The sequence below is a fragment of the Spirosoma arcticum genome, from assembly GCF_054779955.1.
This window is the reverse complement of sequence record NZ_BAAGXG010000012.1, coordinates 151,915-168,868: the sequence shown is the minus strand read 5'-3', so window position 1 is coordinate 168,868 and position 16,954 is coordinate 151,915. Positions and strand designations below refer to the sequence as shown.

General features: G+C 57.5%; 11 protein-coding genes. 10 read left to right on the top strand and 1 reads right to left on the bottom strand.

The window, feature by feature from the left end; genetic code table 11:
• Positions 1-127: 127 nt before the first annotated feature.
• From ACYVHB_RS24355 to ACYVHB_RS24335, 5 genes are all read left to right on the top strand, one after another.
• Positions 128-496, top strand: coding sequence for a YybH family protein (locus ACYVHB_RS24355; protein WP_461054420.1), 369 nt, complete (start codon positions 128-130; stop codon positions 494-496).
• A 365-nt stretch (positions 497-861) separates the two neighbouring features.
• Positions 862-1,023 (top strand): hypothetical protein, encoded by a 162-nt coding sequence (locus tag ACYVHB_RS24350; protein WP_461054419.1) that lies wholly within the window; start codon positions 862-864, stop codon positions 1,021-1,023.
• 86 nt (positions 1,024-1,109) lie between these two features.
• Complete coding sequence (locus ACYVHB_RS24345; protein WP_461054418.1) at positions 1,110-1,526, top strand: hypothetical protein; 417 nt, start codon at positions 1,110-1,112, stop codon at positions 1,524-1,526.
• A 150-nt stretch (positions 1,527-1,676) separates the two neighbouring features.
• Positions 1,677-2,819, top strand: a complete 1,143-nt coding sequence (locus ACYVHB_RS24340) for an epoxide hydrolase family protein (protein WP_461054417.1) — start codon at positions 1,677-1,679, stop codon at positions 2,817-2,819.
• 14 nt (positions 2,820-2,833) lie between these two features.
• On the top strand, positions 2,834-3,352 hold the full coding sequence (locus ACYVHB_RS24335; RefSeq protein ID WP_461054416.1) for an alpha/beta fold hydrolase: 519 nt from the start codon (positions 2,834-2,836) through the stop codon (positions 3,350-3,352).
• Between the two features lie 197 nt (positions 3,353-3,549).
• Here the strand turns inward: ACYVHB_RS24335 and ACYVHB_RS24330 are convergent, their stop codons facing one another.
• Positions 3,550-4,377 (bottom strand): universal stress protein, encoded by an 828-nt coding sequence (locus ACYVHB_RS24330; protein ID WP_461054415.1) that lies wholly within the window; start codon positions 4,375-4,377, stop codon positions 3,550-3,552.
• Between the two features lie 184 nt (positions 4,378-4,561).
• Between ACYVHB_RS24330 and ACYVHB_RS24325 the strand changes: the two genes are divergently transcribed.
• The 5 genes from ACYVHB_RS24325 to ACYVHB_RS24305 all read left to right on the top strand — a co-directional run bounded on the left by ACYVHB_RS24325 (position 4,562) and on the right by ACYVHB_RS24305 (position 16,448).
• Entirely contained in the window at positions 4,562-5,020 is a 459-nt protein-coding gene (locus tag ACYVHB_RS24325; protein ID WP_461054414.1) for a pyridoxamine 5'-phosphate oxidase family protein, read from the top strand.
• Between the two features lie 101 nt (positions 5,021-5,121).
• Positions 5,122-5,517, top strand: coding sequence for a hypothetical protein (locus tag ACYVHB_RS24320; protein WP_461054413.1), 396 nt, complete (start codon positions 5,122-5,124; stop codon positions 5,515-5,517).
• Positions 5,518-5,661: 144 nt separating this feature from the next.
• The gene (locus ACYVHB_RS24315; protein WP_461054412.1) at positions 5,662-5,904 is read left to right on the top strand and encodes a hypothetical protein; all 243 of its coding nucleotides are present in this window, start codon (positions 5,662-5,664) and stop codon (positions 5,902-5,904) included.
• Between the two features lie 233 nt (positions 5,905-6,137).
• Positions 6,138-7,007 (top strand): universal stress protein, encoded by an 870-nt coding sequence (locus ACYVHB_RS24310; RefSeq protein ID WP_461054411.1) that lies wholly within the window; start codon positions 6,138-6,140, stop codon positions 7,005-7,007.
• Positions 7,008-7,748: 741 nt separating this feature from the next.
• The gene (locus tag ACYVHB_RS24305) at positions 7,749-16,448 is read left to right on the top strand and encodes a putative Ig domain-containing protein (RefSeq protein WP_461054410.1); all 8,700 of its coding nucleotides are present in this window, start codon (positions 7,749-7,751) and stop codon (positions 16,446-16,448) included.
• Positions 16,449-16,954: the final 506 nt, after the last annotated feature.

Below are 16,954 nucleotides of genomic sequence, written 5' to 3'. Positions count from 1 at the left end.
TGTTTAAAGAGGGTACGGACAAGAATAAACTTAAACTGCTGACCACGAGAACGTTTAGTGCAGGAGTTGTGGAAGTTCATTATCAGGCCGACCGAACGGAACCATCGGCTGACCAAATCCAGTAAATATGGAAAATCCAGTAAGCCATGAATCTGCTTTTAGTCCTGATGATTTGCCAAAATTCTTCGTCCAAAGAGCAAACGAGGGTAACATTGACGGGCTTGCCGATCTGTATGAATCCAATGCGGTACTCGCTTGCGGAGACGGAAAAGTCATTATTGGAACGGAAGCAATCCGTCGTTTTTATGCTGAACTGCTCACAACCCGACCTCAGTTTACGCGAGGGATACAGGCACCTACGTTGCAAAATGGCGAGTTGGCATTGACTTCGTCACGTCTCAAAAATGGCAACGTAACGGCAGAGGTCGCCCGGCGGCAATCTGACGTAACGTGGCTCTGGGCACTAGATCAGCCTGTTATCAACGCGAAGCCGTAATAGGCTGTTTTTTTCACCCGTTGAATTTACAGACCATGTTAATCAAAACAGGACGTTTTTTAACTGTACTATTTGTCGGTCTTAGTATGGGGCCAGCCATGTGTCATTTGCTCGAAATGCCCGCAAAAATGACTTATGAGGGACCATTTTGGCTAAAACTATTACAGACGCTTTACCCGCCAGCTTTTGGCAGCGTAGGCGCAATCTTTGAGGTCGGTGCGGTTGTTACCAGCATCTTACTTGTGTTTCTTGTACGGCATCGTAAATCAGCCATTAGCTGGACAATTTTGGGTGCCATTTGTATGGTTGCAGTACATGCCTCCTTCTGGATATAGATAGCACCAGTGAACGCAAAAATGAGTGTGATGACACCTGAAACCTTACCTATAGACTGGACTTCATTGCGTAATCAGTGGGAATACACCCATGCTGCCCGTGCTTATCTTCACATTGTAGCTCTTGGTGCTTTAGTGATTTCTATTTTGGTTGAAACCCCAAATGCTATTTTAACCGACAGGAGGCTGTAGCTCGTTGGACAATCGTATGCTACTCACACAGGGTTGTACAACCCACATTACCTTGACGTTTGAGAGACAACTAAAGAAGTGTAACTATGGCGAAATCCGTGTCAGCAAAAATGGGCATTAAAGAAGGTGTTCGTGCCGTATTCATCAATGCACCCACAGAGGCAATTGACGCGATCGAACTGCCAACTATTGATCTTGAAATAAACCTCAGTGGCGATTTTGATTACATTCACCTTTTCGCCAATAGTCAGACAGAGCTTCATGAGAAATTTCCAGCATTGAAAGATCATTTAAAGCAAACGGGTATGCTGTGGGTGTCCTGGCCGAAGGCAAGACAGAACGAAACTGATCTCACGCTGACAAAAGTTATTGAGATAGGCTACGTGTACGGACTTGTTGAAAGTAAAAATCTGAGTGTAAACACCACATGGTCAGCATTGAAGTTTACTCACCCCAAGAAAGACAAAATCTATGCGAACAGTTATGGAAAACTCAAACTGTGAATTGCGCGAGGGGGACAGGCATCTCCGTTGCAAAATGGCGAGTTGGCATTGACTTAGTCTTGTCTCGAAAATGGGAACAGAAGTAAGTATGCCTATTTAATCAATTTGGTTCTGGTAATTCAGTATCAAGACCCTAAGTCAACTCAACGTATGAAAGCATTTCAGATCAACGTCCCCCAGCAAACGCTCGATGACTTGCAGGCGCGATTGGCCAACACCCGCTGGCCCGACGAGGTGGCCGGAGCCAATTGGGAACTCGGCACAAATCCAGCCTATCTCAGGGAATTGGTTCAGTACTGGCAGCACGGTTTCGACTGGCGGAAGCAGGAGTCCATGCTAAACCAGTTTGCCCATTTCCGCGCCGACGTGGACGGATTTGGGCTGCACCTTATTCACGAGCGCGGTAAGGGCGACAACCCGATGCCACTCTTGCTGAGTCACGGTTGGCCCGACTCGTTTTATCGGTTCTACAAACTGATTCCCTTGCTAACCGACCCGGCAGCGCACGGCGGACGGGCCGAGGATGCTTTTGATGTGGTCGTGCCGAGTTTGCCGGGCTACGGTTTTTCGGATAAGCTCTCAAAAACAGGGAATTATAACGACTGGACGGCTAATCTGCTGCATAAACTGATGACCCAACTGGGGTATCCGCGCTTTGCCGCGCACGGGGGCGACGTGGGCAGTGGCATCACCGAAGCCCTGGCAATGAACCACGCCGATTCGCTAACAGGTATTCACCTCCTCGACGTACCGTATTGGCACCTGTTCGCCATATCACCCGACGACCTCTCGGAAGTTGAAAAAAAGTACCTCGAAACGGGTCAGCAGTGGCAGATGCAGGAAGGAGCTTATGCCCTGATTCAGGCCACTAAACCGCAAACCCTCGCCTATGGCCTGAACGACTCGCCAACGGGACTGGCAGCCTGGATGCTGGAAAAATTCCAGTCGTGGAGCGATTGCGGGGGTAACGTAGAAAGCCGCTTCACGAAGGACGAACTGCTGACCAATATTATGCTCTATTGGGCTACGGAAACGGTTCACTCTTCATTTATGCCGTATTTCGACGAAGACGAGAAGTCACCGCCAAAACCCGGTAAAATCAATGTACCGACCGGCGTGTCCATTTTTCCCCAAGACATTGTACCGGCCCCCCGCGAATTTGCCGAGCGGTTTTATGATCTTCAACATTGGGTCGAAATGCCGAGCGGAGGCCACTTTGCCGCGCTGGAAGAACCTGAATTACTGGCCGAAGACTTACGGAATTTCTTTCGGCCTTTGCGGGAGAAGCGCTGAAACAAACCACCCCAATGAGCCAATTTCAACACCACGCTGTAGCGATTGATTACCACGTTTCGGGAAGTATACCAGTCGATCCTGAGGCGGTCACACTGCTATTTGTTCATGGGTCATATATTGACCAGACGTATTGGGCAGAGCAGGTCAGCTATTTCAGTCCAAGTTACCAGGTCGTGACGCTGGATCTGCCCGGACAAGGTCAGTCAGGACGAAACCGGACCGACTGGAGCATCGAGGGCTATGGCGATGATGTGGTGGCCCTGATAAAGCAGTTGAGCTTGACCCGCGTGCTCGATGGGTTCGCGACCGACATTGGACTGAGCTTCGACTGGTTGATTGGCAAGTGGAATGTTGTCCCCACTTCGTTTGCGCCGATGCTGAGCGCACCGGCGGGCTATCGACTGACAACGGCCTCGGCGAAGTGGCACGGTGATCGGGGCGGCACAACCACGTTGTTGCCAACTCGGTATACGCCACAGGGCTTTCATATGACGGTAGGCATTGGCGGAGGGGCTTTTCATCACCGATAAATTCAGTGTAAAGCCCGTTGGCTGATCGGACTGCGTTCATCCGGAAACTACCGAACTCCTTACGCTACCGTCCGCCAGGGGGTCAACAACAAAAGTAGTTGGCCTAATTTACCGACTTCGTAGCGGATTCGTTTTGTTTTACGTTACACCAACTGGCTTATTTTACCGGGAACGGGCATGAACGAAGCCGTTGGTGCTCACAGCCGCATAATAAGCACGGGCATCCGGGCATGATTTAAGACATCTTCCGCTACGCTGCCCAAAAGTAGATGAGGTAATCCCTTACGGCCGTGGGTAAACAGCAGGACCAGGTCAGCCTCCACATCATCAGCGTAGCGAATGATGCCCTCGGGAACGGTTTGGGCCGGACGTATGATAAAATCGAATTTGTTTATACCCTTAGCGCGGGCAAACTCATTCACCCAGTCCCGGACCCCCGCCGGGTCGCGGTTGTCGGAGGGGGTTGTCACGAACAGGAACTGGTGCAGGCCTTGTTCGCCCATCTGAAACGGGTAGCGCTGCATCTGCATCAACCGATCGTCGACATCTATAGCACAGACGATATTTTCGGGTTGGAAACGCACAAGGGGATTCTTGACGACCAACACCGGGCAGTGCGCGTAACGGACAATGGCTTCGGCAGTAGAGCCGACCAGCCACTCCTCTAGACCAGACGCCCCCTTCGAGGCCATAACAATCAGATCAGCGGACCGGTCCGTGATGGTATGAACCAGTCCCTGCCCGTTCCTGATCAGCGTCGGGGTGATAGCGACACCGGCGTAAGCCGGATTGTTGGCAAAGCGCTGCAGAATGCTATGGGCATCCTGCTCAATGTCTTCGTAAATCGATAACGTTCGCTCGGTTGTGGTGGTCAGTGCCTCAGCATAAATAGGCTCAGGAAGTGGGTATACGACCGAGTGCATCAAGAGGATTTCAGCCTGATTTTGCCGGGCCAGGCTGACAGCTACCGACAAGGCTATGTCGGTCAGCGGGCTAAGGTCGGTGGGGACCAGGATGGTTTTCATGCGCAGCATTGTTTTAATGACCCGGCAAAGTAATCGGTTCAAACCGACTGGTTGAATGACACTGGCTACCTACGGAACTGATTTCGATCAGGTGAGCAAAATCAGCCATTCGACTGACGCAACTCCGGGCATGTGAGCCGGACCACCTTTACTTTTGGCCCAACACCTAACCCTGCTATTAGCTATGCTACATGACTTATCGCCCGAAGTGACGGATTATCTACTGAGCAGTCAGCTTTATGGTCGCCTTTGCTGTGCCGCCGATGGGCAGGTACTGGTGCTGCCTGTCACCTATCTCTACGACGGGCAGGCCATTTACGGCCAAATCCGTGAGGGTACCAAAACCCGGTTGATGCGGAAGAATCCGACTGTTTGCTTTGAGGTCGATGAACTACGCAGCCCTTCCTGCTGGCAAAGCGTAGTGGTGCAGGGTGTGTATGAAGAGTTGCAGGGCGACGAGCGACTGAACGCCGAGCAGCAGCTTGGACCGGGTCGGGTGGCCCCCCTGAAACTAGTTGCGGCCGACGATACCGACGTTACGGCCCCAGAGCCTATGGTGGTATACCGAATTCGGATAGTCAGCAAAACGGGCCGCAGTGAGACAGTAGAATTGCCAGACATACATCCCGCTTATCAATCCTGAAAACGCCCGACTACTTTGCTGCCATTGCCTACGTGGTAACCTAAGGATTCTCTTTAGTGCAGGTCATTGGCAGTTACCGCTGGCCGACCGTCACCCAATTTGTGTTTTCCCTCGTTCTCGCCGTAGCGGCCATTGTCAACACCCGAGCACTGCTTGATACGCCCTGGTCCTACCAAACCTACGCGGACTACGCCATTCTTCTTTACAGCCGGTTTATTCTCGGCCCTTTCGACACGATCATTCAGCCACTTGTGCTGAGTATTGTCGTCGAGCAGGTCTTCATAGCGGTATCGATGTTCGCGAAAGAATTCTGGTTTGGGGAGGGTTGCTTCTTCGGCTTTATTTTCTGCGTGGTTATTGCCCCACCCGGGCTGGGTGCTGCTTTCCCGGCGACGTTGCTCATGGGTGGGGCTTTCTACCAGCTCTACAAACACGAGAACCGCATGATTGTGGGCGAAGTACTCGGCCAAAGCCACCATCCTCTGGCTTTAGATTGAATCAATAGAATTTACCAGCCACCCGGGATACGCTTCAGTCTCCGACCTGAATTCTATCAGCGTTCCGCCTGACGGGCGTCATGCGTCGTCTCACCCATATGGACCACTTTTGTAGTGTCATTGCACTCCCATCCTCTTATAACCATGACCTTTGAACCAACCGCCCATCTGTTAATCTTCGTATTGCCCATGTCTTTCAGAAAAGGGGAAGTGACCTTTACTGCTGCGTCAACGGGCGAGGACGTGCGGATACCCATCACCGCCAACAAACGACCCCGGCGGGTCATATCGACCGCCCAACTGAGCCGGGGGATATGGCGGGCACTGCTGCACTGGTCCGACGGGCAGCAGCAGTACCAGCAAGAGCAAGAAATTAGTGTTGTTTAAAACCTGAAACCATGAATACGCAACCGTTTTCTACCCGGCAACGACCTGACCACGATACTGGACTACCTAACCAAACACAAAGCCGACCTGATTATGCTGTTGCATAAGCCGCCTAGTCGGCTCCGCACGTTTCTGCTCTAATTAAAACGCGGGAAGCGGCCCGTTTGGCTACCCTACCCGTGCTGGCCGCTGTCTGATCCTCTCATTACCCTTTTAACTGCCCCCGATTCTGTATGAAAAAGATTCTCCTGCTGACCGACTTTTCGGAGGCTTCCCATAACGCACTCCAGTTTGCCCGCTCTTTCTTCAGCGATTCGGTTGTCGACTTTCACCTGTTTTGTGCCGAGTCATTGGAAGCTTATGACCCGGATAGCCCAGCTACCGTCGCCCCAACGACCCGCATGAGTTATGCCGATCAGCTTCACGATGCCGTAACCGGGTTGCGCCGGGAGGCAACCAACGACTGGCATACCTTCCGCTCGTCGGCCTGGCCAGGAAAAGCGCTCGATGTAGTCGGGCAGGCGGTCAACGCGGAGGTGTACGATTTTGTGATCATCGGTCCTCAACCGGACGAAACCGACGAGTTATTTGGCAACAGCGCCATCGACTTGGTTCGTCAGCTCAGGGCCAACGTGTTGGTGGTGCCGGGGTATGCCCGCCCCCGGCCGGTTCATCAGGTCGTGCTGGCGGCTGATTTCGCCCGGTTGAAGAACAGCAAATTACTTGGTCCCCTCAAAGAGTTAGTGACGCTCAAAGGGGCAACTCTCACCCTGCTGAGCATCAACACGCCCAGCAAGGACGTCATTCACCGGGAGCGGGAAGCCCACATCCTGCAATTTCTAAGACCTATTACACCGAACCTGGTTCAAATGCAGTTTCCCAACGCCAAACGGGGCATTGATGCCTACTTAGCCGCGCATCCGGTCGATCTCCTGGTGACGATCCCCAAGTACAACGACCGGACCGAAACGTTAACCAGTAGCCGGGTTACCCGCTTGCGGGCCTTCACCCCGGCCGTACCGCTGCTGACGCTCTACGATGATGGCAGCAGCGATTTGCCCCAACTAATCGAAGACCTGTCGAACGCCGATTGTGCCCTTTGATCGTACCGGCATTCCGGGTCCGGTGCCCCGGCCAATTAACCCCTGCAATCATGTATAAAATTCTGGTACTCTCTTGTCCGAAAATGATTCGGACGTTTAAATGAACGGTTGGTGAGTGGGTAGGCGTGGAGCGAAGAGCCGAGTTGATCGGTAGCACTCAACGGCACTCCAGTATAGGAGTACGGTGGCTGGGTAAACCCTGTGCCTTTTTTTAGTGGAAGACGGCTACTGGATGCCGGCATAGAACAAACGGGTCAGCGCTTATTCGCCAAGGGGCCGCTCAACCTGATCGTTCCGCCTGTAAAGTGGTATACCGACATGGGCAGAGTTGTTACCCTTGCTGAAAACATCATCAGATCCAAGATTTACTATCTGCCAGAAGTAGAACAAACTGACTGTTATTGTATACTTTTAGCAACTATTGTATACTTTTAGCAACAAGTAAGCCAATCAATACCTGTTTGGGTGAAATGTGCACATCGGTCTGAAGGCCTTGGGCTAAACTTGCATGGGCATTAAACAACCCCGAGAAGCTTCCTGACCTGGTGGTTAATGCCTCAACTCGACAACCACCCATGCGGCAGGTCTTCTTTTTTACGTTACCATTTAATTCATTTCCTTATGACGCTTTCTTTACCTTCTTTCAACCGGTTTGGACTGCGGACTCTCAGCCTGCTGTTGCTGCTGCTCTGCGCCAGCCTAGCGACCCAATATTCACTCTTTTCTTAACCCCAAGACGCTATGAAACTAACCGCTTTACTCTTTTTTCTTGGCAGCTGGCTGGGAATGGCTGCTGCCTACGCCCAAACGACGCTTCAGCAGGAGAGCTTCGAAACCAGCGGCGAGGGCAGTCGCTACACCTCTACCACCTTTGACCTGCGCGATGTGCCACAGTCGTCGCGGGCGCAGTACTTTCTGCGCGAAGACAACCCGGTTCAGAGTACCGCCGGCAATCAGACCTTTGGCACCACCGCAGCGCCGTGCAACCCGACCGGGGCGAACGGTACCTTCTTCTGGGCCAGCGAAGGAGCCCGCGGCCAAACCGTGGCAACCCCCGACCGGCCGTCGCAAACCGTGACGCTGAACCCGGTGACCGTGACGGGCTACACCGCCCTGCAAGTGAAGGTGCTGATGGCCGACACGCGCGGCCCCGGCTCGCCGCTGGCAGTTCCGAACTGGGAATCCACCGATTTTATCCGCGTAAAAGCCCGCTTCAACGGCAGCGGGGCTTTTGTCACCATTGGCCAGTTTGTGGGCGACAACGTGACCACGGGGCAGGCAATGGGCAACCTGCGGCAGGACCTCAACCTCAACGGCGCTTCGTCCGACAACACGTCGGCACCCATTGTGGGGTTTGCGATGCAGGACTTCACCTTCAACGTGACCGGTAGCGGCACGACGCTGGAGGTGATGGTGGAAGTGGACCAGATTGGCGGCACCGAGGAATTTGCGTTCGACAACATCCGCGTAGTCGGCACGGCGAGCGCGACGGCACCCCCCGTGCTGGCCGCCATCGAGCCCACCAACCTGACCTATACCGAGGGCCAGGCGTCCCCTATCATTATCAGTAGCGCGCTGACGGTTTCGGACACCGACAGCCCCAACCTGAGCGGGGCCACGGTGAGCATCTCGACCGGTTTCGTGTCGGGGCAGGACCAGTTGCTGTTCACCAATCAGAACGGCATCACCGGCTCTGGCTCCGGCACGGGTGCCATCACCCTTTCGGGCTTAGCTTCAAAGGCGGCTTACCAGGCGGCCCTGCGCTCGGTGCAGTACCAGAACATAGAACTGGTGAATGCTACCGGAGGCACCCGCCTGGTCACGTTCCTCGTTTCGGACGGCACCAACACGTCCAATACCCAGTCGCGCAGCATCGATTTCATCGCCCTGCTCAATGCGCCAGCTGCGCTGCCGTACACCGAGGATTTTGAAACCAACGGCGAAGGCACGCGCTACGCCTCCAACTCCTTTGCCCTTGCCGCCCCCTGCTTCGCCTTCGCACGGGTCACAACGAATCAGTATGCCTGCTCGCCGACTACCTTCGGCAACGTCAGCGGCACGGGGTACTGGTACGGAGAGGGTACGTCCAGTCTCTCCAACCCCAGCGCGGTTGACATTGGCACGCTGGTGCTGGCCCCGGTGAATACCAACAACTACGGCAACCTGCATTTTAACGTGCGGCTAGGCGTAGGTACCGGCGACGCTCCGCCCGTCGTCTTGCAGTGGGAAATCGACGACTACGTAAAATTCTTTTACCGCGTCAACGGGGGCAGCTGGGTGCAGTTTGGGGCTTTCTTCGGGGACGGGCCTGCTAATAATAACTCTGGAAACATACGGCGGGATGCCGACCTGAACGGCGTGGCCGACCCGACCGGCACCCTCCTGACCACGACCCTGCAAAACATTGACTTCACCCTGCCCGCCAGCGTGACCGGGGCCGCAGTGGACTTCATGATAGAAGTGAACAACGACGGGCAGGAGGAGCTGGTCTTTGACCGGATTGTGGTGACGGGGACGGCCTTTCCGACGGTCACTACCGCCGCTGCCAGCAACATCACGACCACCAGCGCGGTGCTGGGCGGCAACGTGACGGCTGACGGCGGGGGCACCCTCACGGAACGCGGCGTGGTATACGTGGTGGGCGCAGGCATCCCCACCACCGGCGATACCAAAGCGCTGGTGGCTACCAGCGGCATCGTGGTCGGCACCGCCTTTTCAGGTACGGTGTCGGGCCTCACACCCGCTACCACCTACTCCGTGCGGGCCTACGCCATCAATAGCGCTGGCACGAGCTATGGCAGTGTGGTGAGCTTCACTACACCCGCGGCGCTGAATGTCTCGGGCGTGATAACAAATGTGGCCTGCTTCGGGGGCAGCAACGGGGCCATCAACCTGACGCCCAGCGGCGGCACGGCCCCTTACAGCTTCAGCTGGGGCGGCGGCGTCACCACCGAGGACCGCACCGGCCTAACCGCCAGCACTTACTCGGTGACCATCACCGACGCCACCAGTACCAGCATCACCCGCAGCTTCACCGTGACGCAGCCATCGGGGGTGGCGGTTACGCCCGCTTCGCAGACGAACATCGCCTGTTTTGGCGGCGCTACCGGGGCGGCGAGCATCAACTTACCCACCGGCGGAGTAGGCGGCTACACCTACGACTGGACGCCGGGCACGCCTACAGGCGACGGCACCCGCAGCGTGAGCGGCTTGAGCGCGGGTACCTACACCGTGACCGTGACCGACGCCAACGGCTGCACGGCTTCGCGCAGTGCCACCATCAGCCAGCCGGCCTCGGCCCTCAACGGCACCACGGTGGTAACGAACGTGAGCTGCTTCAGCGGCAGCAACGGGGCCATTAACCTGACGCCCAGCGGCGGCACGAGTCCCTACACCTTCAGCTGGGGCAGCGGCATCACCACCGAAGACCGCACCGGCCTGGCCGCGGGCACCTACACCGTCACCATCACTGACGCGAACGGCTGCACGGCCTCGCGCACCTACACCGTGACGCAGCCCTCGGCCCTGACCGCGTCAACTTCGCAGACCAACGTCACCACCAACGGCGGGAACGACGGCTCGGCGACCATCAGCGTGAGCGGCGGCACCTCCGGCTACACCTACTCCTGGAGCCCGAACGTGAGCACCATGGCCACGGCCTCCAACCTGAACGCGGGCACCTACACCGTGACCGTGACCGACGCCAACGGCTGCACGCTCGCGCGCACCTTCACCATCACCCAGCCGGCGGCGACGGTGGCGACAGCCGCGCCGGTGGTGACCGCGCCAACCAACAACAGCCGGACCCTTGACCCGAACATCACCTTCACCGGCACGGCCCCGGCCAACAGCCAGGTGTTGCTGTACGTCGCGCAGGGGGGCACCGCCGTCAGCGGGTCACCCTTTAGCGTCACGGCCCAGGCCGACGGTTCGTTCAGCTTCGGGCCGGCGGCCTTGCCGGACGGCGTGTTTACGGTGTACGCCACGGCCCAGGCCGCGGGCTCGTCGGTGAGCGCCAACTCAAACACCAACACCTTCACGGTTGACACGACGCGCCCGACGGTGGTTCTCACCTCGTCGAGCGGGGCCAGCGGCAGCACCAACGTGGCGGCGCCCTTCGCGTTCACGGCCACCTTCTCGGAAGGCGTGTCGGGCTTCGTAGCGGGGGACCTCTCGGTGACCAACGGCACGGTGAGCGGCTTTATCGGCGCTTCCGGCAGCTCGGTCTACACCTTCAACGTGACACCGAACACGCCCGGCACGGTGACCTCGGTGTTTGTGTTCAACAACTCGAACCAGGATCTGGCCGGTAACTTCAACACGGCCTCGAATACCTATTTGCTGACCTCGGCGCCCGTTATCGCGGTGTCCCCGACTACCGTACCATCCGGCACGGCGGCGGCGGCCTACAGCCAAACCCTCACGGCTTCGGGCGGTACGGCTCCCTACACGTTTGCCGTGACGAGCGGGGCGCTGCCGGCCGGCCTCACGCTGACGTCGGGCGGCGTGCTGGCGGGCACGCCCACGGCCAGCGGCACGTTCAACTTCACGGTGACGGCTACCGACGCTTCGACCGGTGCGGGGCCCTACAGCGGGTCGCGTGCTTACTCGCTGACCATTGGCAGCCAGCCCAGCACGGCGGGCCCCGTTATCACGACCCCGGCCAACAATAGCTTCACCAACACGGACGTAACCATCAGCGGCACGGCGCCGGCCAACAGTGCGCTAGTGCTTTACTTGAGCCAGAACGGCAGCGCGCTCCCGCCTCAGTCGTTTACGGCTACGGCTGACGGCACATTCAGCGCTGGTTCGCTGCCCCTACCGGAGGGCACCTACCAGGTTTACGCCACGGCCCAGAGCTCCGGTGCGAGCGTGAGTGCAAACAGTGCCACCATCACCTTCACGGTGGACCAGACGCGCCCCTCAGTGGCCATCAGCTCGACGGCGGGTGCTACCGGTGGCTCGACGGCTACCAGCCCGATTCCTTTCATGGTCACCTTTTCGGAAGCCGTGACGGGCTTTGTGGCGGGTGATCTCACCGTTAGCAATGGCACGGTGTCTGGCCTTTCGGGTAGCGGCACCACCTACACCTTTACCGTGACCCCCATGGCTAACGGGGCGGTCACCGTGGACGTGCCTACCAACGTGGCCCAGGACGCGGCCGGTAACGCCAACACGGCCGCCCCCCAGTTCGCCATCACTTACACGCCGACGTCCACTATCATGGGATTTGGGGCCAGCCCTTCGTCGGTGTGTGTGGGTAGTCCGGTAACGTTCACCGCCACGGTGGCCAACCTCAGTGGCAGCTATAGCTTCACGGTGGGCAACGGTAGTAATGCCGTTGTGGGCACCAGCAGCAATGCGGCTTTCAGTCAAATGCTGTCGGCAGTTGGGTCGGGCCCTCAGAATTTTACCCTAACCGTGAATGCCAGTGACGGGCAGCTAACCACCGCGGTAACGAGTGTGACGGTAAATGCCTTGCCGGTGGCGGGCTTGTCTAACAACGGTCCGCTCTCCTGTACTACCACCAGCGTGACGCTAACCGCTTCGGGCGGGGGCACCTATCGTTTCAGTTCGGGGGGCACCCAGTTCGAAGACAGTAATACGGCCAGTGTGAGCACGGCGGGGTTATATTCGGTGACGGTCACTTCGGCTACTGGTTGCACGGCCACGGCCAGCACCACCGTAACGGGGGACCAGAGTGCGCCAATGGTCAGTCTGACCAACAATGGTCCACTAAGCTGCACCATGAGTACGGTGACACTAATCGCTAACGGAGGAAGTATCTATCAGTTCAGCCTTGGAGCTACTCAGGTGAACGGGGGCAATACGGCTACAGTCAACACGGAGGGGACTTACTCCGTGACTGTCACCAACGGCAACGGCTGTTCGGCCACGGCCTCCACAACAGTGGTAGGCGACCAAAGTGTACCCACGGCCAGCCTAACCAACAACGGGCCTATCTCGTGTTCGACTACAACGGTCACGCTGACCGCCAGTGGGGGAAGCACGTACCGGTTCAGTGCCGGGGCCACTCAGATTGGCAGTGGCAACACGGCTACAGTGAGCAGCGCGGGTATCTACTCGGTAACGGTCGTAGCAACTAATGGCTGTTCGGCTATGGCTTCCACGACGGTAGAGGGCGATGTGAATGTGCCCACGGCCAGCTTGACCAACAATGGACCCATCTCCTGCTCGATGCCCAGCGCAACCTTGACCGCTTCAGGGGGCAGCACGTATCAATTTAGCAGCGGGGCCAGCCAAATCGGTAATGGTTCCACGGCTACGGTGAGTACGGCGGGGGTGTATTCGGTAACGGTCACTTCAACCAACGGCTGTTCAGCGGTGGCCCAGACCACGGTGAGTCAAGATAACACCGCCCCCCTGGCCACCCTATCGGCCACGCCATCGACCACCCTGAGTTGCGCCCAGACCAGTGTCACGCTCACCGCCGGTGGGGGCCAGCGTTATGCCTTTTCGGGTCCGGGACTGGTTTCCCAGGACCCCACCTCGGGCACGGCCGTGGCCAACGCAGCCGGTGTTTACTCGGTGACGGTCACCTCAGCGGGCGGCTGCACAGCCACCCAGACCACCAGCCTGGAGACCAACAACACCCTGGCGGCCCCGGACTTTTTCACCCAATACGGCCAGCCGTACCAAGGTGGTGTGCAGCGCGTGACGGTGGGCCAGAACACAGGTACGGTCACCTTCCAGTTTAGTAACTGCATCGGGGGGACCGTCAACTGGAGCGGTCAGGACGGCAGTAGCGGCACGGGCAACATCGTGGCGATGACCAGCCAGCCGGGCACCTTGACCTACACGGGCACCTGCACACTCAACAGTTGCGTGAGCCCGGCGAGTAGCGTGAGCGTGACGACAACGGCGGCCAACACCCCTCCCGTGGCGACGGCTAACGCCAACCAGACGGCTACGGTGGGAACGGCTTTCTCCTACACAGTCAACGCCTTCACTGACAGTGAGACACCCAACGGTCTCACCTACTCGGCCAGCATTGTGCCCGCCAACGGCTTGGTCTTCGATCCGGCCACGCGCATCATCTCGGGTACGCCGTCGACCTCGGGCGTATCGAGTGTGACAGTGATGGCGACTGACCCGGGCAGTCTGTCGGCCAGTACGACCTTTACCATCACGGTGAGTCCGGCTCCGGTGGTAGTGACTCCGCTGGCACTCACCCTGACCGCTAACCCGATAATGATCTTGACAACAGGCAGCACGAGTCTGTCGGCTACAGTCTCGGGGGGTACCACACCTTACAGCTACGTCTTCAGCGGGCCGGGTACGATCACCCCCAGCGGCAACACGGCCAGTGTCTCGGGCCTGAGTGCAGGGGTGCAAACCTTTACCGTCTTGGTCACTGATGCTACTTCGCCCACCAGCCAGACGAGTACGGGTACGGTGAGTGTGACGGTGAGTGAACCCGCTCCTACCAATACCCCACCGACGACAACCGGCATCGCTAACCAGACGGCTACCGTCAATCAGGCCTTTAGCTTGAACGTGGCCTCCTCATTCAGCGACGCCGAAACGCCCAACACCCTGAGCTACTCGGCCACGGGTCTGCCCGCTGGCCTGAGCTTATCGGGCAGCACCATCAGCGGTACGCCCAGTATGTCGGGCGTGTCGAGTGTAACGGTGACGGCGACGGATCCGGGCAGTTTGTCGGTGAGCACCAGCTTTACCTTCACGGTAAGTCCAGCCTCAATGACCAGCACAGCCCCCTTCGCCATCACAGGCGTAACGACGCTGGATTGCACCCCGGTGGCTAACCGCATCAATGTCAACTTCAACCCCCGCTACGCAGGACTGAACGGGCAACCGATTAGCTTCCAGGTGGTCAATGAGTTGTCGCCCACCACGGCCCCGGGCCCCTACTCGCTGAGTCTGTATGCGGACAATCCGGTCATCCTCCTCAAAGCCACGCAAAGCGGCACGACGGGGGAGGCCACTTTCTCCTACAACTGGCTGGCGGCCTGCAACAGTCTGAGCATGGTAACGCCCAACAACACGCCCCCCACCACGACGGGCATTGCTAACCAGAGCGGGACGGTTAACCAGGGCTTCAGTCTGAACGTGGCTTCCTCGTTCAGCGACGCTGAGACGCCCAACAACCTGAGCTACTCGGCCACGGGTCTGCCAGCGGGTTTGAGTCTGTCGGGCAGCACGATCAGCGGTACGCCCAGCGCATCCGGCGTCAGCACGGTAACGGTGAGGGCCACTGATCCGGGCAGTTTGTCGGTGGCCACCAGCTTCACCTTTACGGTGAGTCCGGCGGCTTCGATGACCAGCACGGCCCCCTTCGCCATCACAGGCGTAACGACGCTGGACTGCACCCCGGTGGCCAACCGCATCAATGTCAACTTCAACCCCCGCTACGCAGGTCTGAACGGGCAGAATATCAGCTTCCAGGTGGTCAACGAGTTGTCGCCCACCACGGCCCCGGGCCCCTACTCGCTGAGTCTGTATGCGGACAACCCGGTCATCCTCCTCAAGGCCACGCAAAGCGGCACGGCGGGTGAGGCCAGTTTCTCCTACAACTGGCTGGCGGCCTGCAACAGTCTGAGCATGGTAACGCCCAACAACACGCCCCCCACCACGACGGGCATTGCTAACCAGAGCGGGACGGTTAACCAGGGCTTCAGTCTGAACGTGGCTTCCTCATTCAGCGATGCCGAAACGCCCAACAACCTGAGCTACTCGGCCACGGGTCTGCCAGCGGGTTTGAGTCTGTCGGGCAGCACGATCAGCGGTACGCCCAGCGCATCCGGCGTCAGCACGGTAACGGTGAGGGCCACTGATCCGGGCAGTTTGTCGGTGGCTACCAGCTTCAGCTTCACGGTGAGTCCGGCGGCTTCGATGACCAGCACGGCCCCCTTCGCCATCACAGGCGTAACGACGCTGAGTTGCCAACCGGTTGGTAATCAAATCAACCTGACCTTCAATCCGCAGTACGCAGGGGCGAATGGTCAGCCAATTAGTTTCTCAGTGGTCAACGAGTTGTCACCCACGACGGCCCCGGGGCCGTACACGTTACGCTTGTACACCGACAACCCGACCATCACCTTGAAGGCGACCCAACAGGGCACGGCGGGCGAGGTTAGCTTTGCCTACAACTGGCTGGCAGCCTGCACCAATGGCAGCGGGGCGCGGCTTGGGGCTGAGCCAGTGTCTGAGCTACAAGTGCGGGTGCTGGGTAACCCGGTGGTGGGCGAGATGGTGGACGTAGAAGTGCGGGGCGGAGCTGGCCAATCCTTGCGGGTGCAAGTAGTGAGCGAACAAGGCTACCGCATCGATGAGCAGGGCGTTGAGCAGGCGGGCAGTGTGGAGCGGTTTACGCTACGGGTGGGCCCATCGGCGGGTGTCTATTTACTGCGGGTCAGTAGCTCTTTGCAAAGTCAAACGCTAAAGCTGCTCAAGAAGTAGATAAAATTCAGTTCGTCAAGCAAGCCCGGCCATGTAGGTCGGGCTTGCTTGTTTATGCTAAGCGGGTGAATGCATGGGTCAATTAAGTTGAATTTAAAAGCCACGTTCAGGTTCGGCTGGCGCGGCTTTTGTTCGGATTGAATGTTTCAGTACAGTCGGTTGGAAAGGGAATAAAAAATCTTCATCCCCCTTTCATATTCGGGACAGCCCCGATTGCAATCGGAGGTCTAAATGAACGATTTTCAGCGGCAGTTGATAGTAGCACAACCCATTCATTGTCAACAGATTAATTAGTCCAGTAAATAGTACCATCTACCCTTTTAATGGGCGATTACAGCCGTTCGAGGTAGGAGGGAAGCGTTTACGAGAATAAACGTTGATGTCACATATGAAAAACGCTACGCAGCATCTACCAGAAGCTTTGTAAGGGCATTTTAATCTACTTCTTGCTTATATAAAGCTGAGCAGTACTGTACGGCGAAAAACACTTGAGTGCGATTCGTTAG

Bases quoted from the DNA above. Each gene is read 5' to 3' on its own strand.
- ACYVHB_RS24355 (WP_461054420.1), top strand. From the start codon at position 128: ATGGAAAATCCAGTAAGCCATGAATCTGCTTTTAGTCCTGATGATTTG.
- ACYVHB_RS24350 (WP_461054419.1), top strand. From the start codon at position 862: ATGACACCTGAAACCTTACCTATAGACTGGACTTCATTGCGTAATCAG.
- ACYVHB_RS24345 (WP_461054418.1), top strand. From the start codon at position 1,110: ATGGCGAAATCCGTGTCAGCAAAAATGGGCATTAAAGAAGGTGTTCGT.
- ACYVHB_RS24340 (WP_461054417.1), top strand. From the start codon at position 1,677: ATGAAAGCATTTCAGATCAACGTCCCCCAGCAAACGCTCGATGACTTG.
- ACYVHB_RS24335 (WP_461054416.1), top strand. From the start codon at position 2,834: ATGAGCCAATTTCAACACCACGCTGTAGCGATTGATTACCACGTTTCG.
- ACYVHB_RS24330 (WP_461054415.1), bottom strand. From the start codon at position 4,377: ATGAAAACCATCCTGGTCCCCACCGACCTTAGCCCGCTGACCGACATA.
- ACYVHB_RS24325 (WP_461054414.1), top strand. From the start codon at position 4,562: ATGCTACATGACTTATCGCCCGAAGTGACGGATTATCTACTGAGCAGT.
- ACYVHB_RS24315 (WP_461054412.1), top strand. From the start codon at position 5,662: ATGACCTTTGAACCAACCGCCCATCTGTTAATCTTCGTATTGCCCATG.
- ACYVHB_RS24310 (WP_461054411.1), top strand. From the start codon at position 6,138: ATGAAAAAGATTCTCCTGCTGACCGACTTTTCGGAGGCTTCCCATAAC.
- ACYVHB_RS24305 (WP_461054410.1), top strand. From the start codon at position 7,749: ATGAAACTAACCGCTTTACTCTTTTTTCTTGGCAGCTGGCTGGGAATG.